Raw genomic sequence first — 18,084 nt, forward strand, 5'->3', positions numbered from 1 at the left:
TGTCCTCCTGGCTCAGCCCAGGCCGAGGAGCTCGTCGGCGTTCGCGTGGGCGATGCGTGCCCGGACACCGGGTTCGAGAGCGAGGTTCTGGAGCCAGTCGGTGCCGCGCTTGTTGTCGGAGAACGGGTAGTCGACGGAGAAGATCACACGGTCGTCGCCGAAGGCCTCCCGGGTCAGCTGGAGCGGGCCGTCGAAGAAGTACGCGCTCGTCGTGACCCAGAAGTTCTCGCGGAAGTAGGCACTGACGGGCTTGGCGAGATTTCCGGCGAGAGGAGTCACCGTGTCCTCGATCCGGTCGAGGTGGAAGGGCAGGCCCTCACCCAGGTGCCCGAGGACGACCTTCAGCCCGGGATGGCGATCGAATGCACCCGTCACGACGAGACGCAGAGCGTGCAGTGAGGTCTCGTAGTGCCAGCCGTAGCCGGTGGTGGCCAGCAGGAGACCCAGCGGATGCGGCAGGTCGGAGTAGTAGGCACCCAGCACGGCCTTCGGAGGCACCCCGGGATGCAGGTAGAGCGGGACGCCCAGACGGGCGGCGGTCTCCAGGAGCGGGTCGAAGTCCGGGTGGTCGAGGAACCGGCCGCCGGTCGTCCCGTTGACCAGCGCTCCAACGAAGCCCAACTGGGTGACCGTGTGCTCGAGTTCGGCGACAGCCGCGGCGGGATCGCCCATGGGGAGGGTCGCGAACGCGGCGAACCGGTCCGGGTGACGGGCCACGACGGAGTCGTGCAGGCTCGTGTTCAGCGTGCGCGCCATGGGGATCGCCGTGTCCGCGGGCAGCACCTGCACGCCCGGACCGGAGGCGGACAGCACCTGGACGTCGACGCCGGCCGCGTCCATGTCCGCGAGTCGGGCATCAGCCGTGTCGATCAGCCGGTCGTGCGGGTTGTCCGCCATCCAGGAAAAGTCCACTCCTGTGGCCTGGAGCAGTTCGGGGGTCGAGTAGTGCTCTTCGATGGCGACGACGCGCATGGTGTCCTCCGAGGTGGTTCGACGAGGGGGTGAGGTTGGGGGGATGTGGGGGGGTATGGGGGGCGCCGGCCGGGTGGACGACCGCACCGGGACCAGACGTCCGGCTAGAGCGCGGCCTCGGGCGGCAGGAGGTCGAGCGGTCGCTGGTAGATGGTCTTGATCTCGTCCTGGGACAGGTCGTCCCGGCCGGTCAGATCCACCCCGGGATAGTCGAAGCGATAGGCGTAGCCCCCCTGCGGCAGGTGGCAGATCTCCCACCAGTTGCCATCCAGGTCCTGGAGGTAGAACGAGAACGTGCCGTGCTGGTTGACCGGCTTGGTGAGCTTCTTGATCCCGTACTCGTCCTTGACCGCCTTGAGCGCCTCGTGCGCCTGCCGCACTTCCTCCTCGCTGGCCAGATCGATGCCGTTGTGGTTCATCAGAGGCATCTCCTGGACGCTGCCCTGGGTCTCGACGACCGCGTAGCAGTGGTCGCTGCCCAGGCGGATGAACAGGGACATCGGCGCCTGCTGCACGACTTCGAGACCGAGCACCTCTTCGTAGAAACGGCGGGTGGTCGCGATGTCCCGGCACTCGAGGGTGCCGTGGGACAGGAAACGCGTCTTCAGCAGCGGCGGCTTGGTGGAGCGGTGGGTGATACCGGGCATGGGGACGTCACTCCTTGGGAAGGGTCGAAGGGGAAATCGGGGGAGAACTCAGGACGCGTTGGACAGGGCCGGATCGTCAGGTGCCGGACGGGCGCCGCCCACAGGCGCGGCGGACCTGACGGCCTCCCGGTAGGCACGCAGCCGATGGGGGCTGCCGACCAGCAAGGCGCCGGTCGTCCGGCCCGACCGGCTGTAGACGACGGCGCAGCGACGCTGCGTCAGATCGCCCTCGGCCACGGTCACCAGGTCGCCGGGGCGCGGGTGGCCGATCAGCTGAAGCTTGCAGTCGTACTGGTCGGACCAGAACATGGTGGTCTCGGCGAATGCCGCGGCCTGCCCGCCGGCCGCCAGCAACGTGGCGGCGGCGGCATCAGCCTGGCGCAGGGCGTTCTCCCAGTGTTCGACACGGACCAGAGTGCCGTCACTGTGATGGGGCCACCGTGCCACGTCCCCGGCTGCCACGATCCGGTCGGCGACAGCCAGGTCCGCCCCGCACAGCACCCCGTCCTCCACCGGGAGTCCGCTGCCGTGCAGCCAGTCCGTGGCCGGCCGGGCACCGACACCCACCATCACGACATCGGCCGGCACCACCTCACCACCGGCCAGGCGTACGCCGGTGACCCGGTCGTCCCCGGTGAATCCGGCCACCCCAGCGCCCAGGTGCAGCCGGGTGCCGTGATCGCGGTGCAGGCCGACCAGGGCCTCGCCCACTTCCGGGCCGAGGACCCGTTCCATCGGTGTGGCGGCGGCCTCGACCAGCGTGACGTCCAGGCCGAGGCTGCGGCAGGAGGAGGCGACCTCACTGCCCACGAAGCCGGCCCCGACGATGACCACGCGGGGTTCGTGTACCAGTTCCGCCCGGAAGGCGACGGCATCGGCGACCGTGCGCAGTACGTGGACCCCGGGCGGTGTTCGCATGGGCAGGGTGCGCGGGGCCGCTCCGGTGGCGATGACGAGACCGTCCACCGAGTGGGTGTAGTGGCGACCGCTGTCCTTGTCCGTCAGGAGCAGGCACCGCTTCGCAAGATCGAGACCCGTGGCCCGCACCCCGAGCTCGACCCGTACGTCTTCGGTTGCCGCGCGCATCCGGATGTCGTCCGGCTGAAGGTCACCGGCGGTCAGGAAGCGCTTGGACAGCGCGGGTCGCTGACAGGCCGCCTCCGGCTCGTCGCCGAAGACTGTGATCGGCCCCTCGAAGCCGCGCCTGCGCAGTCCGTGGGCCGCGCTCAGGCCGGCGGCGGAGGCGCCGACGACACTGACGTGGCGCAGATGTTCCCGAGCCATGGAACTCAGTCGTCCGTGACGAACAGGGCCTGCAGCGGACAGCTGCGTACGGCCTCCTGCACGTCGTCGTGCTGGTCGGGCGGCGGCGTCTCGTCGAGTATGACGAGGTCACCTTGCTCGTCGAGTTCGAAGACCTCGGGGGCGAGGCCCGTGCACAGGCCACTGACCTGGCAGGCCTCGTGGTCGACGTGTACTTTCATGAGGGTTCTCCTTGCGCACTGTGGCGGGCAACGACCGGGTTGCGGAGCCGGCCCAGGTTGCCGATGGTGATCTCGACCTGGTCGCCCGGCCGCAGGAACTTGCCGCGTGGCATGCCGACACCCGCGGGGGTGCCGGTGGCAACCAGGTCGCCCGGCTGGAGCGTGACCAGAGCGCTCGCGGCCGCGACCAGCTCATGCACGCTCTGGATCATCTCCTTGGTGCTGCTCACCTGTTCCTGACTGCCGTTGACGGTCAGGAGGATGGGAAGGTCGTGTGGGTCCGGCACCAGCCACTGAGGGGTGACACCAGGCCCGGTGGGACAGAAGGTGTCCTGCCCCTTGGAGGCCAGCCAGTCCCAGGCGAACGCGTCGTGGAAGGCATCGGTTCGAAAGTGCGGCCCGCGTGCCGAGACGTCGTTGACGATGGTGTAACCCGCGATGTGGGCGTCTGCCCGGTCCGGCGTGATGTCACGCCCGGCCCGGCCGATCACCACACCGAGTTCAGCTTCCCAGTCCACCTTCTGGGCCTCGTCGTCCTCGATCACGATGGCGTCATCGGGGCCGATCACACTGGTGGTGGGGGGCTTGAGGAAGAAGAACGGGCTGATTTCCGGTGAGCCGTCGCCCGACATCTCCGCCAGATGGTCACGGTAGTTCGAACCCGAGCAGAGGACGGACCGCGGGTAGGTGACAGGCGCCAGGATCCGCACTCCGACCACAGGGGCGGACAGGAGAGGCTCGTACGAGCGCAGTCTCGGTGCCAGCGCGTCCCAGTCCTGCAAGGCCTCGAACACCCCGGGGTATGCCCGAAGCTCGGGCACCTCCCACAGACTGTCCTCGCTCAGCGCGGCGCAGAAGGTACCCCGTCCCGGGGCCTCGACGGTGACCAGCGACCATGCCGGCCCGTGGTTGTCATGTGCGGCCATGGCCCTATTCGACGGCCGCCGCCGAGCCGGCGTCCAACACTCTTGAACGACCGATGACAGCCATCTACTGTTACGGCACTGTGGACCTCGACCTGCGATTGGTGCGCTACGCGGTCGTCCTTGCCGACGAGCTGCACTTCGCCCGCGCCGCCGATCGCCTCATGATCGCCCAGCAGACGCTGTCCGCGCAGATCAGCAGCCTGGAGACCCGACTCGGTGTCGCCCTGTTCGTGCGGGACCGGCGTCATGTGGAACTCACACCCCAGGGGGAACTGTTCGTCCGTCGAGGACGGGCGCTGCTGGCCGAGTCCCAGGATCTGCTGACGGAACTCTGCGAAAGCGCCCCCTCCCTGCGCCTCGATGTGATCACGGAGGGCCTCACGTCGGGCATCGTCGCCAAGGAGCTGCGCCCGCGACTCACCGATGTGACGCTGGAAGTCATTCAGGGGCAGGGATTCGCGGCGACGTTGACCGGCGTGGCCGAAGGCCGCGTGGACCTGGCGTTCGGACGGGTGCACGGGACGGGGAGGCCGCTCCCCTCAAATCTGCGGCACGAGTTGGTGCGCTGGGAACCCGTGGGTGTCGTACTGCCCGACGGACATCCACTGGTCAAGCGGGCTCGGGTGCCGATGGACGAGTTGGCCGGGTACCCCCTGGTGTTGCACACAGCGGAGGAAGCGACCGAATGGGAGGCCTGGAATGTGGAACTGGCCGCCGCATTCGGCTTGACGTTCGGCTGGCGACTGCACGGCCATGGCCGCGGGGCCGCCAACGCGGCGGTGCTGGCCTACCAGGCTCCGTCCTTCGGCCCGCTGGAGGCACCCGTTCCGGAGGGTGTCGTGGTCAGACCCGTGATCGCCCCTGTGCCCTTGTACCCTTTTTCTGTCATCTGGCGGTCAGGACGCACCTCGCTTGCGCTGCGGCGGGCCGTGACGGCGATCCACGAGATCGCCGACGAACACGGCTGGCTGGTACCACCGAAGACGGACTGGTGGCTGCCCGCCGACGAGCGCCCCTGACTCCATGGCGCCGCCCGCGCCGCGGTCGGATCATTCGTGACAGCCAGCGGCTGTCAGCCCGCATGCGATGTCTGTTGGACGTGGCCCGCGGCATGGCCGGACACTCCCCGAGGACGAAGAAGTCGACGCCCCACCAGGGGCGATTCCGGTCAGTCGCGGCCGGGGCAGAAGGAGAGTGATCATGTCGACGGGAGCAATGCTGGAACCCGGTGCCGGCAGGCTGATATCGGGCGGCGGGCTGCAGGCGACACTGAAGGTCCCGGGCGGTGCAGGGGCACTGACCTCGACGTTCGAGGTCGTGGTCCCCCCTCGGTACGACGTGGGCGCGCATGTGCACACCCAGGGCGAGGAGCTCTTCTACGTCGTCGAAGGGGAGCTGGAGCTACTGGCCTTCGAGCCGCTCGACCGGGCCGAGGGGGACTGGCACGTCTGGGAGTCCAAGTCCGGTCAGCGCTTTATGCGAGGCGGACCCGGAGCGTTGATGTTCGTTCCGGCCGGCTGCCCACATGCCTTCGCCAACCCCACCGACAAGCCGGCCACGATGCTCTTCCAGTCCGCTCCGTCCGGACACGAGAACTACTTCGAGGAACTCACCGCGCTGCTCCGGCAGAGCACACCGCCCAGCATCGAGGAGATCGTCGAGCTGCGACGCCGCTACGACATCGAGCAGCTCACCCCGCTGGGCGGTGATTTCGCGGCAGGTCGCTGATAAATCGAAGAAGGACGACAACCCCTTCGGGGGAGGGGTTGTTGAAGCGGCCTGTGGCAGTGGCGGGCGGGTTCACGGCCGAATTGTCTTGCCGACGGCCGCCGCAGAAGCCTCCGCAACGGCCGGCGGCGTCGGCTGGATCACCGATGCGAGCCTTTGCAGGAGCGCCGAGACGCCTTCTGTCGAGTCCGCCGTGCCGAAGATGTAGAAGTCGGGGCGCCACAACACAGCCGCACAACGGTTCTCGTCGAACCAGGTGCCGTACACGTCGTCCAGGTCCGCCACTTCGCCTGACCGGGCCTGCCCGGTGACGAGATGATGCACAGGCACTCCCAGTGCGTTGGCATGTCGAAGATCCCCGCTGTTCAGTGACGAGCCGTCACGGCCGTCGAGGAGCAGGACGAATCCGTGTTCCAGCACGGTGTCGAAAAGACCTTCCAGGCCGTCCCTTGCGACCCGCCCGTGGGGCATCAGCTGTCCAGCCGGTGAGTCCCCGTCACGCAGCCCGGGACCGAGCCCGGGGAAGCGCATCTTCTCGGGACGCCCGCCGGCCCGGCGCTGGGCGATCAGACGAGCGTCGCGCGCCGCGGCGACGACAGGGTCACGCGTGGTCTGGACTCCGCCGAGTTCGACACCCTTGGCGATGACAGCCCGTACGTGCGACTCACGTTCACTCTGGTACGTGTCGAGCAGCGCTTCGTGGGCACCCCGCAGCACGGCGTCGAGCTTGAAGGCGAGGTTCTGCGCATCCCGAATGCCTGAACACATGCCCTGCCCGAGGAAGGGTGGCATCTGATGGGCGGCGTCCCCGGCGAGCAGTACGGGGCCGACTCTCCATTGCCGGGCCACCAGCGAGCGGAACGTGTAGGTGGCGACACGGATGAGATCGGCCTGGTCCTGGCCGAGATATCCCGCCACCCGTGCCCACACCCGCTCCGGCACGCTCTCGACCGCGAAGTCCTCCACGGAGTCGAGCATGAAGCTGAATCTGTGGTGACGAGGCCCGAGAGAGATCACCGATACGGGCTGTGCCGGATCACAGACCTGGCGGGCCTTGGGCACACCCACGGGGCCGCTCAGGCGGAAGTCGCAGACCATCCAGGGTTCCGAGAACCCATAGTCGTCCAGGGCGACGTCCAACTGCCAGCGGGTGAAGCTGTTGCCGCCGTCGCACGCCACCACATACCGGGCCGAGACGGCTGTGTCCTCTCCCTCGACCTCGACGTCCACACCCTGCGGGGTGATCCGCAGGCCCGTGGCCTGGGAACTCATCCGGACTTCGACGTTCGGCATGCCGCGGACCACACCGTCCAGCGCGTCCTCCAGATCGGGCTGGTACATCATGTGCCACTCTGCCCAGCCCTGCCCGCCGATGGCCGCGAACTCGTGCTCGATGAGGAGCTCACCCGCGCCGTTGCGCCACTCATAGCTCGTCTGGACGTGCAGCTTCGGCAGCAGTTCGCGGGCGATGCCGAGGCGGTCGAAGGTGCGCATCGTCTCGTCGTCGAAGGTGGCCGCGCGCGGCAGGTTGTAGAGCGACGGGTAACGCTCCAGTACGACGACGTCGTGGCCGGCCTGCCCCAGCAGCGCGGCAGTGGTCATGCCCACGGGTCCGTATCCGATGACGGCGACGTCGTAGCGGTGCGGTGTCGGCCGCCCCTGCGCCGGGAGACGTCGGGCGGTGCTCTTCTGTCCGGTCATGGCGCCTCCGCTCAGGCCTGGACGGGCGCATTCGAGGCAAGGCCGAGGAGCAGCTCGGCATTGCGGTGGCCGATCTTGGTCCGATCCGCTTCGCTGATCGGCGCGTTGCGCAGGAACTCCGTGGCCGTGCCCATGTCTTCGAAGGGGTAGTCGGTACCGAAGAGAATGTGGTCGGCGCCGAGCGAAAGCAGCGCGGCGAGCAAGGGCGGAGCTGAGCAGACGCCGCTCGTGGTGACGTAGAGGTTGTGGCGGAGGTACTCGGAGGGGTTGCCGCGCTTCAGTTCGATACCGTGGTGGGCGTGGAAGCCCCACCGGGAATCCATCCGCCAGAGCGCGAACGGCAGCCCCTCCCCCATGTGCCCCAGCAGCAGTTTGGCGTTGGGGAAGTCGTCGAAGACGCCACCGAAGACCAGACGCAGGACATGAGTGGCCGTGTCGATGCCCCAACTCCACATCGGGCCGACCAGTTCGGGGTGGCCGGAGAAGACGTGGGCGGTGTCGACGCCGTTGGCCGGGTGCAGGTAGAGGGGCACATCCAGGTGCTCGGCGCGCTCCCAGACAACGCGCAGGAGCGGGTCGTCCAGGTACCTGCCCTGTGTGTGGGCATTGACGAGGGCCCCGCGCAGGCCGAGTTGAGTCACCGCGCGTTCCAGTTCGTCGGCCGCCGCCTTGGGGTGTTGCAGGGGCAGGGCCGCGAAGCCGGAGAACCGGTCGGGGTGGTTGGCGATCACGCCAGCCAGGAAGTCGTTGACCGTGGTCGCCTGTCGAACGGCCGCCGCCGGATCCGTCTCGGCCTGGATGCCGGGCGAATTGAGGGAGAGGACCTGCATGTCGAGGCCTGCGGCGTCCATCCCCTCCAGTCGCTCCTCGGTCAGGTCGAGAAGCCTCCGGGACGCCTCCGCCCAGACGTGTGGCTCGGCGATCGACGCCGAGGACGCGCCGTGGCCCACGAGAGCAGGGGTCACGAAGTGTTCTTCGAGGGCTATCAGTTTCATTGCGGAGTTCTCCTCGATCTGCGGGCGCGCCACCGTGCGCGCCTGGAAGTGGCGACAGCAGTCATCGAAGGCAGTTCACCAGAACGTAATGCGTTACGCAATACGTAATTCACAGCGAGGGAACGATGCTGCACCCCCGCGCGCTCCCGATAAGCTTCACGGACCCGTTCACCAGCACGGAGAGGCTTGTGGAGTGACGTCAACCGACCCGACACGGAACGCGAACGGCGACTCTCGGGCCCCGGCGTCCGACGGTGCCGGGCGCAACGGCATCCAGTCGGTCGAGACCGCCATGCGCGTGCTGCTGGCACTGGAGAGCGGTGGGGGCGCCCTGAGCCTGTCGGCCGTCGCGCAGGCGAGTGGCATGCAACCCAGCAAGGTGCACCGCTACCTCGTCAGCCTCGGCCGTATCGGCCTGACCTCGCAGGATCCGTCGTCAGGTCTGTACGACTTCGGTCCCGCGATGCGGCGCCTGGGTGCGGAGTCACTGCGCCGCACGAACGAGGTGGCCATCGCGGGCAGCCATGCGACGCGGTTGCGGGATCGCACCGGCCACTCCGTGAACCTATCGGTCTGGGGCGACCAGGGGCCCCTCGTGGTGAGCTGGGCGTACGGCACCCGGCCCCTGCCGCTCACCGTCAGGGTCGGGGCCACTCTGCCGCTGCTCGCGTCCTCCGTGGGCCAGGTCTTCCTGACTCATCTCCCCGAAAGCCTCACGGCCGAAGCTCTGGCAGTTGAGCTCGCCCGGAAGGACACGGACTGGACCAGCGATCGGGTGGTGGACGTCTGCGCGAGGATCCGCCGGGACGGGCACGCCGTCACGCACGGTGGTGTCGTCCCCGGCATCATCTCGATCGCGGCGCCCGTCTTCGCGGCCAACGACCCGCTGCCGCTTGCCGTGTCCGTCGTGCTGCCGGAGAGCGCCGGCACGCCGGACCATCTGACCGAGGTGACGGACGAGCTGCACAATGCCGTGAGGGCGGCCTCGCAGGAGCTGGGACATCTGTCATAGCACGTCGGAAAGCGCCACCAGGCGGAACCCGTGCCGAACCAACACCACTGGGCGGCTTTCGGCCGTCCCCGGCGGATGGTTCAGGACTCGGCGTCTCCGTCGGCGCGTTGTCGATCCGCGATCATTTCGATCAGCTCGTCGGCACTCGACCGCGTGGAGGTTGATCTGCGCCTCGACAGTCGGCCAGATCCGCTTGAGCATGACGTTGCCGAACGCGTCCCAGATGGTGAGGTGCTGGGCGACATGGGCTTGGTGGAGGCGCGCGGCGTCCTGTGCGCGATACGCGGCGCGGTACTCGTCCCATGCGGTCCGCAGTCCGCAGCATCGTCCTCCCTGATCCGTCGGGGGCGTCGACCAGGGCTCGTGCCGCGAGTGCCTCCAGGGCGACGCGGACGGCGGCGGTGTCGGTGATGAACTTCTCGTCGATCGCCATGACGACGACTCCGTGGTAGGGCTGCTGCTCCAGGAGTCCTTCGTGGATCAGCTGGTAGATGGCTTCACGCAGGGTGGGGCGGCCCAGTACCGCGACCAGGCGCCCCTCCTGGCACAGCGCCCGAACCTCCAGTCCGGCTCCCGGGGCCGGCAGGGTGCGCAGGAGCGCCGCGTCGCCCCCCCCTCGACGCAGGTCCGCTTCCGGATCCTCACTACGGTGCGCCCGTACGGGAGTGCCGGGATACCGCGGCACGACGCCCAGGCCGCATCCACGTCATGGTGCTGTTGGCCGTCGGGAACGTGCCTGGTCGAGCGTCTGTTCCGCCCAGATCGTCTTGCCGTTTCCGGTGTAGCGAGTACCCCAGCGCTGAGTGAACTGGGCGACGAGAAAGAGGCCGCGACCGCCCTCGTCGAAGTCCCGGGCGCGACGCAGGTGGGGAGCTGTGCTGCTTCCGTCGGACACCTCGCACACCAGGCTGCGCTCTCGGATGAGCCGTAGCCGAATCGGCCCGGCGGCGTACCTGATCGCGTTGGTCACCAACTCGCTGACCACGAGTTCGGTCACGAACCCGGTCTCCTCCAGGCCCCAAGCGGCAAGCCGGTCCGACACCTGCCGGCGGACCTCCGCCACCGCTGCGGGCTGGGACGCCACATCCCAGTCGGCGACCTGGCTCTCGTCGAGCATGCGTGGCCGCACCAGGAGCAGAGCCACGTCGTCGGTGCGCCGGCCGGAACACATGGCGTCCACGACTCTGTCGCTGAGCATGTCCAGCGACGAGACGGGCTGGGCAAGGAGGTGACGCAACTCGGCGAGGGCGGGATCAGGGTCTCGGTCCCGCGCTGTGATGAGTCCGTCCGTGAACAGAGCCAGCAGGCTTCCGGGGGGTGTGGCGATCTCGGCGGCTTCGAAGGGCAGACTGCCGAGGCCCAAGGGCGGCCCGAGAGGCAGGTCGAAGGCCTGGCTGGTGCCGTCGGGAAGAACCAGCACCGGTGGCGGGTGTCCCGCCCGAGCCGCGCAGCACGTCCCGGAGACCGGATCGTAAACGGCGTAGAGGCACGTAGCGCAGAAATCGCCCGGGACTTCGCTCATGGCGTCGTCGTCCAGCTCGCCCAAGCCGTGGGTCACGATGTCATCCAGGTGGGTGAGGAGTTCGTCCGGCGACAGGTCGATGTCGGCGAGGGTTCTCACCGCTGTCCGGAGCCGTCCCATCGTCGCCGCGGCATGGATGCCGTGCCCCACGACGTCACCGACCACGAGGCCGAGCCGCGCCCCGGGCAAGGGGATCACATCGAACCAGTCTCCGCCGACCTCCGAGCCGCCCTCGGCAGGCAGGTAGCGGGTGGCCGTCTCGGCCGCCGGATGTTCCGGCGCACTCGGGGGCAGCATGGCGCGCTGCAGGGTGAGAGCCACAGTTCGTTCCCGGGTGTATCGGCGCGCGTTGTCGAGGCAGATGGCGACACGGGCGACGAGATCCTCGGCCACGACCAAGTCGTCCGGTCCGAACGGGGCACGTGACCCCGTGCGCCTGACGAACAGCACGGCGCCCAGCGATGCGCCTCGGGCACGAATGGGGACGGCCACGAGGGTGGACCCGGCCTCGCCGCCGGCTATTTCGGAGAGGACTGCCCGCCCCTCGGTGAGACACTGTTCGACAGCCGACGACCACGCGAGCGGCGGTGTCCGTGCCTCGCTGCCGTCGAGCCCGGACCGGGCCGGTGACTGCGCCTGCGGTGCCCACTGAGAGGCCGCACTCCTGAGGGCCGCAGGAGCGGCGGCATCCGGTGACGACAGCTCTCCCCGGAACACCGGCTCCAGGAGTTCGACGGCGGCGTGGTCCGCGAAGCGCGGGACGGCGACCGCGACGAGCTCCTCAGCCGTTCCCGTGACGTCCAGGCTGCCGCCGATACGGGCCCGAGCCTCGCCGAGAAGGGCGAGCCGCTCCCGGGAGCCGTACTGTTCTGAATAGTCGTAGGCGGCGAGCCCGACCGCCCGGGTGCGGCCGGCCTCGTCCTTGAGCGGGAAGAGATCTACCGCCCAGGCGTGTGCGCGCGTCTCGCCGGGAAGCCTGACGAAGTTCTCCAGGGACTCCGGCGTCCCGGTGCGGGCAACCCTCAGGACACGTAGCTCGATCTCTTCGAACACGGGTCCGTGAAGCACCTCAGTCGTGCGCCGACCCCGCATCTGACCGGCTTCGCCACGCCCCGCCATCCGGAGCGCGCGGTTGTTGACAGAGAGAATCCGGCCCTCAAGGTCGAAGATCACGAGGACGGCGGGCTGCTGATCGAAAAGCGACCGCACGAACAGGTCGTCAGCTGAGGTGACCCGCTCTGTCGGTTCCTGGACTGCGAGCAGAATTCCGGTCTCCGGACCGGTTTCTTCCAACGGGCACAGGCGAAAGGCCAGGGTCATGACATGACCGTCACGATGCCGCAGCGTGTGCTCGTCGACGACCAGATCAGCCAGGGGTCTGTCGACGACCTCTCCCGGGGTGTACCCGAGCAGCGCCTCCGCCCCGCGGCTCCAGTACCTGACGCGCCCTTCGTAGTCCACCACAGCGACAGCGAGAGACTCGTCCGAAGCACCGGTCAGCCCGAGGAAGAGGTCGGTCTGCCGACCGCGTCTGTCCATGACCTTCCCACGCTTTTGAGCGAAGAGCCGAGCAAAATCCAGAATTACTGGAATTAGACGGTAAAGCAAGAAATACCGCTACGGCAGGCGCTCGCAGGTCGCGACCACCTCCCGTCACCGATCAACCACGCACTGTCCGAAGTTCCACGGCTCCGCTGACGGCTAGCCGTTCCCCAGGACCATGAGCGCACACGCCTGACCTGGCCACTTAGAAGCGTGCCCAGTGCGAGGTGCCGGTGTCGGCGAGTGAGCCGACCAGCTTGCGGCGTGAGGACTCGGACTACTCCGAAGTCCATGTCGACGCAGGAGCTGATGGAGGGCGAGCGAACTGGATCGGGTGGTGGACGCAGGCTCCGGTGATCAGCGCCGCCCCCCCTGACCGCTCAGCTTGAGAGCGACGTGACCGGGAGTGCGCCGGTGGGTTGCGATCAGGCGAGGGCCGGTCGCGGAACATCTGCTTGCGCGGCTCCTCCACGTCGTACGCGGCCCAGCACTCCCACTCGACGCGGGATGACCGCCAGGCTCCACCGGTGGCGGCGGTAGCAAGACCCACAACACGAGTTCGCCTACGGTCTGACCACCCCGCAGACCGCCAACGCCTGGGACAGGGAACGGGCCGCCAGCGGCTCCAGCGGCGGGCCCGCCGTCGCCGCGGACGCCCCGACCTGCTCCACGCCGCCTGCGCCCGGCATTGTCCGACGATCTGCAACAGATTCTGCCGCGCCTGTTGACCTTCCCTTTCCGGGAGCCTAACTTGCCCGCAGATTGTCTGACAAGCAGCGCATGGAAGGGTGCTCAGGATCTCCGCCGCACCGGCCGCATCCCGCTCGGCACCTCGCACCATGGACAGAGGAGTCACTGTGACAGACATGCAGGAATCGGTGCCGGTCGAGGGCGCGTATGAAGCCAGCGACGCACATCTGAAGAAACAGATCAGCCTCTTCGGGCTGATCGCTCTGGCCGTGAGCGTCCAGATCGGGTCCGGCTGGCTGCTGGCCACACTCGCCGCCGCCAGCATCGCGGGACCGGCCTCGATCATCACCTGGGTTCTCGGTGCGGTGTTCTTCGCCGTCATCGGCGTCACCTGGATGGAGCTCGGCACGATGCTGCCGAGATCGGGTGCCGGGGTCCGCTACCCCCGGCTGACGCACGGCGCGTTCCTCTCCTTCTTCAACGGCTGGGGCTATCTGATCGCCGCGCTCTCCCTGCCGGTGATCGAGGTCCAGGCGGTCATCACCTATGTCGGTGGCCACTGGCCGCAACTGGGCTGGCTCTCCGAGAGCGGCGGCACGATGGTGCTGTCGTGGCCCACGGGCATCATCGTCGGGTTCGGCCTGCTGTTCGTCTTCTTCTTCCTCAACTCGATGGGCGCCAAGCTGCTCAGCGAGTCGAACAAGTGGGTCACGGTGTGGAAGCTCGTCATCCCGATCGTGACCGCCGTCCTGATGTTCACGGCCTTCTCGTCGGCCAACTTCACGATCGGCGGCGGGTTCGCGCCGCAGGGCTCCGGCGCGATCTTCGGCGCCCTGGCGGGCGGCGGCATCGTGTTCGCCTACTCGGGGCTACGGCAGATCCTCGATTTCGGCGGTGAGGCGGTCAACCCGCAGCGCAACATCCCGATCGCGATGATCGTCGGCGGCCTGTTGATCCCGCTCGTGATCTACGTCGTTCTGCAGGTCGGCTTCCTCGGCGCCGTCAACTGGAGTGACGCGAATGTCGCTCCCGGCGACTGGGCCGGCCTGATGACGAGCGGCTGGGCGTCGGCCCCGCTCCTCAACGCCGTCACGGCAGCCGGCTTCGCATGGTTCGCGACGATTCTGCTCACTGACGCGGCCCTGTCACCGGCGGCGACCGGCTGGGTGTGGCTGGGCATCGGCGCGCGCTCGGTGTACTCGATGTCGGTCAACGGTGAGCTGCCCAAGGGCGCACAGAAAATCAACAAGTACGGCACGCCGATCGTCGGACTCCTGGTGTGCACCCTGCTCGGCTTCTTCTTTTTCTTCCCGGCGCCGAGCTGGTACTCGTTCGTCTCCCAGGTGTCTGTCGCGCTCACGCTGTCGTACGTCATGGGCGGCCCGGTGATGATGGTCCTCCGTCGCACCGCACCCGACATGCACCGGCCCGTACGCGTCAAGTGGGCATACTTCTGGGCGATCGCGGGATTCGTCGCCAGCCTGATGCTCATCTACTTCGCGGGCTGGGTCTCCCTGATCAACCTGTTCACGATCGTGTTCCTCGCCCTGCCGATCTACGGCGCGTACAACAGCGTGCGGAACGGCTGGAGCAAGCCCCTGGGCAGCTGGGTGGTGTCCGGGGTGTTCAGCGTCGCCTGGATCCTCATCGCGATCGGCGGCGGATGGCTGTTCAACCGCGACCAGAAGCAGGCGGCCGACGGGTGGAGCTTCCCCGTGTACTTCACAGCGATGACCGTGGCCGTCGTCGCCTTCATGGCCGGGCTCTACGCGGTGAGTACGGCCGAGGGGCGGCGCCATGTGCGCAGCGGCCTGTGGATCGTCGGCACCTTCCTCGCGATGCTGTTCATCTCCTACCTCGGCGAGTACGGCCCGATGGAGACTCCTGCTCTCGACGGTCCGACCGACCTGATCGTCATGGCACTCATCGCCGTCGGCAGCTTCGTCTGGGCGGTGCGGTCGGGCGGCCCGACGGAGGAGCTCAGCCAAGTACTGGCACAGCAACAGGCGGAGCAGAAGACCGCAGCCGCGGCGGCACCCTGACCGGAGCGGCCCCGCTCCACGGCCCCCCACGTTGGTGAGGCCGGGCGGCCCCGCGAGATTGCGGGGCCGCCCGGCCGTTACTCACCGGCCAGACGCTCGACCCAAGGAACCCCCGATGAATTTTGTCCATCCGGTCGACATCGATGCGCTGGTGGAGTTCCTGAGGCTCTGCCCGCCGCTCGACACCCTCGACGCGAAGCGCCTGGCCCGGGCAGCCGAGCGGGCCACGGTGACGCCCTACGGCACGGGCGAGGTGATCCTCGACGCCTTCGTGCAGCCCGAGCGTGGCCTCTACGTGGTGTGGCACGGCCGGGTCTCCGTCTGGACGAACCCCGACCGGATCCGGGAACTGCCCGCCTACCACCTCGGCCCGACCGAGATGTTCGGCTACGTCGCGACCCTGCTCGGCGAGGCGGTGGGGCCACGAGTCGCGGCATCCGGTGACGCCGTCGTCGTACACCTCGACCCCGACCTGGTCGATCCGGTCTTCGCGACGCGTCACGGCGCTCAACTGCTGGCGCGAGAAATCGGCACGAGCCGCCGGATGATGGCGCACGGCGCCATCCCGACCTACACCCTCGTCGACGACCTGATCGTGACCGCGCCACTGCTGGTCGAACCGACGACCACCATCGCCGAGGCGGCGGCCAGGATGGAGAAGACGGGACTGCCCTATGCTGCCGTACGCCAGGAGAACGGTGGCTACGGCCTCCTCACCGATGCCGACATCCGGCGGGCCATCGCCTCGGCGTCGCCGGTCACCGGCGAAGTGAGCACCGCGATGCAGACCGACCCGCCGTCCATACGTCTGGGCTCCTCCGCCGCCGAGGCCCTCATCACCGTGCTCGAATCCCACGGCGACGTCGTCCTCGTCACGGACCGCGCCGGCGGACTCCGGGGTGCCGTCGCCTCGCGCGACTTCGTCGTCTCGTCGACCACCGCCGGAGCCTCTCTGCACGAGCAGATCCACCGCGCCGAGACGGTCGACGACCTCAAGGACCGCTACCGCTCCGTGCCCGGCATGCTGACCGGCCTCATGGCCAGGGGGCTGGCCCCGAGCCGGATCATCACGGTTCACTCGGCCGTCATCGACGCCGCCGTACGGCGGACCATCGAGCTCGTCTCGGAGCAGTATCCGGACCTGAGCCCCGACGCGTTCACCTGGCTCTCCTTGGGCAGCAACGGGCGTCGAGAGGCCCTGCTGTCTTCGGACATAGACGCGGCGGCTTCCTTCGACAACGCCCTCGACGCCGGCGAGATCGCCAAGTATCGGCCCATGTTCCTGAAGATCGCCGAGGTGCTGGAACAGGCCGGCCTCGCGCACGACCGGCACGGGGTCAGCCCGGTGAACTCCAAGTTCGCGCGGACCCACGCGGACTGGGCCCGGGCCGGGCGGGACTGGATCACCGCGCCCGAAGTCGACGACGCCGTCATCATGACCTGCCTGCTCGTCGACGGCCGCCCGATACACGGCGATCGCGGACTGCCCCAAGTCACCCGGGTATTCGGTGACTTGCGGATGCACCCGCGAACGATGTCCATGCTGCTTTCGGCATCGATCGCACAGAGCAGCCGCCCGGCCCCGTGGCGCAGGAAGAAGATCGACCTGAAGGCCCAGTTCCTCCTCCCGATCGCCAACGTCGCGCGCTGGGCCGCCCTCAGCGTGGGCTCGACGGCGCTGCCGACGGACGAGCGGCTCCTGGCGGCAAGCGGCTCCGACATGCTCACCGAGCCCGACGCCACCGCCCTCGCCGACGCCTTCGACGCGGTTCAGGGCATCAGACTCGCCTGGCAGATGGAGCAGGCGACGGCCGACCGGACTCCGACCGACGTGGTCCGCCCGGAACACCTCACCCCGGTCGACCGCGCGATCCTCGCCGAGGCGACCCGCGTGGTCACCAGCAGCCAGCGCCGCATGGGCAACATGGCACGGTTCATCATGCCCGAAAGATAACAGGGACCGGATCAGCCGGATCTGCGAACGCCAGGGCATCCCCATCCTCGCCGACCGCGCCTACAGAGCTTCCTTGCTGCGGTGAGGGGTGACATCGGTGGCGTACGCTCCGGCATCAACGATGCGCGATCATGACGGACAGATTGTGGCAGACAACGTCGTACATCTCTCGGGCCACCCTGGCGCGCTGCACGGCAACCGCCAGCCCGCTGCGCTGATCGCGTTCGGTCTCCGGCCTCGGCGCTCGCTCTCGGGGCACACCCGGTTGCCTGAAGCCCCTATGAAGCTCTAGACGTAGAGGTAAGCTGGGACGGTGAGTGAGCAACAGACCGAGCAGCTTCCCGGCGATCTCGTCCGTCTCGTATGGACGCTTCACCGCGCACTGAACCAGCGCCAAGCGCCCCCGACCGGCCAGTCACCTCGCCCGCTCGCCCAGGTGGAGGTACTGCGCCTGGTCGACGGGCAGCCGGGCATCAGCGTCCGCGAGGTCGCGGCCGCACTGAGCATGCAGCCCAACAACGTCAGCACTCTGGTGACGCAACTCAGCCGCGACGGCTTCATCGACCGTCGGCCCAGCACCCACGACCGACGCTTCGCGGAGCTCTACCCCACAGGGAAGATGATCACGGCCAGCAGCGAGGTCAACGAGGGCCTCAACAAGGCGATCACGGAAGCGCTTGATCAACTGCCACCCCAGGCCGCACAGCGCATCAGCGCCGCACTCCCCGAGCTCTGGGAGCTCGCACGCACCCTCACCCAGGCGCCGTAACCCCGCAGGTGCCGGGACACGGCCTCCAGGCCAGGCAGATTAAAAAGTTCACCATGTCTCCACCCGTCGGAAGCATTACCTCTAGGATTAGAGCTATGCT

The 18,084-nt window shown here is 68.3% G+C and carries 15 protein-coding genes; 6 read left to right on the top strand and 9 right to left on the bottom strand.

Annotated elements, in window-relative coordinates; all coding sequences use genetic code 11:
- Nucleotides 1–12 precede the first annotated feature (12 nt).
- The 5 genes from ACFT32_RS04235 to ACFT32_RS04255 form a co-directional block, all read right to left on the bottom strand.
- Entirely contained in the window at nucleotides 13–972 is a 960-nt protein-coding gene (locus ACFT32_RS04235; protein ID WP_382485642.1) for an amidohydrolase family protein, read from the bottom strand.
- 104 nt (nucleotides 973–1,076) lie between these two features.
- Nucleotides 1,077–1,619, bottom strand: coding sequence for a VOC family protein (locus ACFT32_RS04240; protein ID WP_382485645.1), 543 nt, complete (start codon nucleotides 1,617–1,619; stop codon nucleotides 1,077–1,079).
- A 48-nt stretch (nucleotides 1,620–1,667) separates the two neighbouring features.
- Nucleotides 1,668–2,903 (bottom strand): NAD(P)/FAD-dependent oxidoreductase, encoded by a 1,236-nt coding sequence (locus tag ACFT32_RS04245; RefSeq protein WP_382485648.1) that lies wholly within the window; start codon nucleotides 2,901–2,903, stop codon nucleotides 1,668–1,670.
- Nucleotides 2,904–2,908: 5 nt separating this feature from the next.
- Complete coding sequence (locus ACFT32_RS04250) at nucleotides 2,909–3,103, bottom strand: ferredoxin (protein ID WP_382485651.1); 195 nt, start codon at nucleotides 3,101–3,103, stop codon at nucleotides 2,909–2,911.
- Complete coding sequence (locus ACFT32_RS04255) at nucleotides 3,100–4,029, bottom strand: fumarylacetoacetate hydrolase family protein (protein ID WP_382485654.1); 930 nt, start codon at nucleotides 4,027–4,029, stop codon at nucleotides 3,100–3,102. The genes ACFT32_RS04250 and ACFT32_RS04255 overlap by 4 nt, the downstream gene beginning before the upstream one ends.
- A 53-nt stretch (nucleotides 4,030–4,082) precedes the next feature.
- Here ACFT32_RS04255 and ACFT32_RS04260 point away from each other — a divergent pair, with 53 nt between their 5' ends.
- Together ACFT32_RS04260 and ACFT32_RS04265 are read left to right on the top strand one after the other, a co-directional pair.
- Nucleotides 4,083–5,048 carry a LysR family transcriptional regulator gene (locus ACFT32_RS04260; RefSeq protein WP_382485657.1) on the top strand — a complete coding sequence of 322 codons (966 nt, stop codon included), beginning with the start codon at nucleotides 4,083–4,085 and terminating at the stop codon, nucleotides 5,046–5,048.
- A gap of 181 nt (nucleotides 5,049–5,229) precedes the next feature.
- On the top strand, nucleotides 5,230–5,757 hold the full coding sequence (locus ACFT32_RS04265; protein ID WP_382485660.1) for a cupin domain-containing protein: 528 nt from the start codon (nucleotides 5,230–5,232) through the stop codon (nucleotides 5,755–5,757).
- A 72-nt stretch (nucleotides 5,758–5,829) separates the two neighbouring features.
- Here the strand turns inward: ACFT32_RS04265 and ACFT32_RS04270 are convergent, their stop codons facing one another.
- Both ACFT32_RS04270 and ACFT32_RS04275 read right to left on the bottom strand, forming a co-directional pair.
- A complete protein-coding gene (locus ACFT32_RS04270) occupies nucleotides 5,830–7,458 on the bottom strand; it encodes a bifunctional 3-(3-hydroxy-phenyl)propionate/3-hydroxycinnamic acid hydroxylase (RefSeq protein WP_382485663.1) in 1,629 nt (542 codons plus the stop codon).
- Nucleotides 7,459–7,469: 11 nt separating this feature from the next.
- Nucleotides 7,470–8,453: an amidohydrolase family protein gene (locus tag ACFT32_RS04275; protein WP_382485666.1), complete on the bottom strand. Its 984-nt coding sequence runs from the start codon at nucleotides 8,451–8,453 to the stop codon at nucleotides 7,470–7,472.
- A gap of 193 nt (nucleotides 8,454–8,646) precedes the next feature.
- Here ACFT32_RS04275 and ACFT32_RS04280 point away from each other — a divergent pair, with 193 nt between their 5' ends.
- A complete protein-coding gene (locus ACFT32_RS04280; RefSeq protein WP_382485669.1) occupies nucleotides 8,647–9,465 on the top strand; it encodes an IclR family transcriptional regulator in 819 nt (272 codons plus the stop codon).
- A 706-nt stretch (nucleotides 9,466–10,171) separates the two neighbouring features.
- Here the strand turns inward: ACFT32_RS04280 and ACFT32_RS04285 are convergent.
- Nucleotides 10,172–12,526, bottom strand: coding sequence for a SpoIIE family protein phosphatase (locus ACFT32_RS04285; protein WP_382485671.1), 2,355 nt, complete (start codon nucleotides 12,524–12,526; stop codon nucleotides 10,172–10,174).
- Nucleotides 12,527–13,092: 566 nt separating this feature from the next.
- Nucleotides 13,093–13,218, bottom strand: a complete 126-nt coding sequence (locus tag ACFT32_RS04290) for a hypothetical protein (protein ID WP_382485674.1) — start codon at nucleotides 13,216–13,218, stop codon at nucleotides 13,093–13,095.
- A gap of 177 nt (nucleotides 13,219–13,395) precedes the next feature.
- Here ACFT32_RS04290 and ACFT32_RS04295 point away from each other — a divergent pair, with 177 nt between their 5' ends.
- The 3 genes from ACFT32_RS04295 to ACFT32_RS04305 all read left to right on the top strand — a co-directional run bounded on the left by ACFT32_RS04295 (nucleotide 13,396) and on the right by ACFT32_RS04305 (nucleotide 17,984).
- Complete coding sequence (locus tag ACFT32_RS04295; RefSeq protein ID WP_382487030.1) at nucleotides 13,396–15,261, top strand: APC family permease; 1,866 nt, start codon at nucleotides 13,396–13,398, stop codon at nucleotides 15,259–15,261.
- A gap of 115 nt (nucleotides 15,262–15,376) precedes the next feature.
- Nucleotides 15,377–17,215, top strand: coding sequence for a putative nucleotidyltransferase substrate binding domain-containing protein (locus ACFT32_RS04300; protein ID WP_382485677.1), 1,839 nt, complete (start codon nucleotides 15,377–15,379; stop codon nucleotides 17,213–17,215).
- A 313-nt stretch (nucleotides 17,216–17,528) separates the two neighbouring features.
- On the top strand, nucleotides 17,529–17,984 hold the full coding sequence (locus ACFT32_RS04305) for a MarR family winged helix-turn-helix transcriptional regulator (RefSeq protein WP_382485680.1): 456 nt from the start codon (nucleotides 17,529–17,531) through the stop codon (nucleotides 17,982–17,984).
- The last annotated feature ends 100 nt before the right edge of the window (nucleotides 17,985–18,084 follow it).

The sequence above is a fragment of the Streptomyces sp. NPDC057002 genome (assembly GCF_042673825.1).
Taxonomy (GTDB): domain Bacteria; phylum Actinomycetota; class Actinomycetes; order Streptomycetales; family Streptomycetaceae; genus Streptomyces.

What these genes read in the sequence shown, in the direction of transcription:
- ACFT32_RS04290 (WP_382485674.1), bottom strand. Translation starts at nt 13,218, where the DNA reads ATGCCGGGCGCAGGCGGCGTGGAGCAGGTCGGGGCGTCCGCGGCGACG.
- ACFT32_RS04235 (WP_382485642.1), bottom strand. Translation starts at nt 972, where the DNA reads ATGCGCGTCGTCGCCATCGAAGAGCACTACTCGACCCCCGAACTGCTC.
- ACFT32_RS04250 (WP_382485651.1), bottom strand. Translation starts at nt 3,103, where the DNA reads ATGAAAGTACACGTCGACCACGAGGCCTGCCAGGTCAGTGGCCTGTGC.
- ACFT32_RS04265 (WP_382485660.1), top strand. Translation starts at nt 5,230, where the DNA reads ATGTCGACGGGAGCAATGCTGGAACCCGGTGCCGGCAGGCTGATATCG.
- ACFT32_RS04260 (WP_382485657.1), top strand. Translation starts at nt 4,083, where the DNA reads ATGACAGCCATCTACTGTTACGGCACTGTGGACCTCGACCTGCGATTG.
- ACFT32_RS04285 (WP_382485671.1), bottom strand. Translation starts at nt 12,526, where the DNA reads ATGGACAGACGCGGTCGGCAGACCGACCTCTTCCTCGGGCTGACCGGT.
- ACFT32_RS04295 (WP_382487030.1), top strand. Translation starts at nt 13,396, where the DNA reads ATGCAGGAATCGGTGCCGGTCGAGGGCGCGTATGAAGCCAGCGACGCA.
- ACFT32_RS04275 (WP_382485666.1), bottom strand. Translation starts at nt 8,453, where the DNA reads ATGAAACTGATAGCCCTCGAAGAACACTTCGTGACCCCTGCTCTCGTG.
- ACFT32_RS04300 (WP_382485677.1), top strand. Translation starts at nt 15,377, where the DNA reads ATGAATTTTGTCCATCCGGTCGACATCGATGCGCTGGTGGAGTTCCTG.
- ACFT32_RS04240 (WP_382485645.1), bottom strand. Translation starts at nt 1,619, where the DNA reads ATGCCCGGTATCACCCACCGCTCCACCAAGCCGCCGCTGCTGAAGACG.
- ACFT32_RS04270 (WP_382485663.1), bottom strand. Translation starts at nt 7,458, where the DNA reads ATGACCGGACAGAAGAGCACCGCCCGACGTCTCCCGGCGCAGGGGCGG.
- ACFT32_RS04245 (WP_382485648.1), bottom strand. Translation starts at nt 2,903, where the DNA reads ATGGCTCGGGAACATCTGCGCCACGTCAGTGTCGTCGGCGCCTCCGCC.
- ACFT32_RS04255 (WP_382485654.1), bottom strand. Translation starts at nt 4,029, where the DNA reads ATGGCCGCACATGACAACCACGGGCCGGCATGGTCGCTGGTCACCGTC.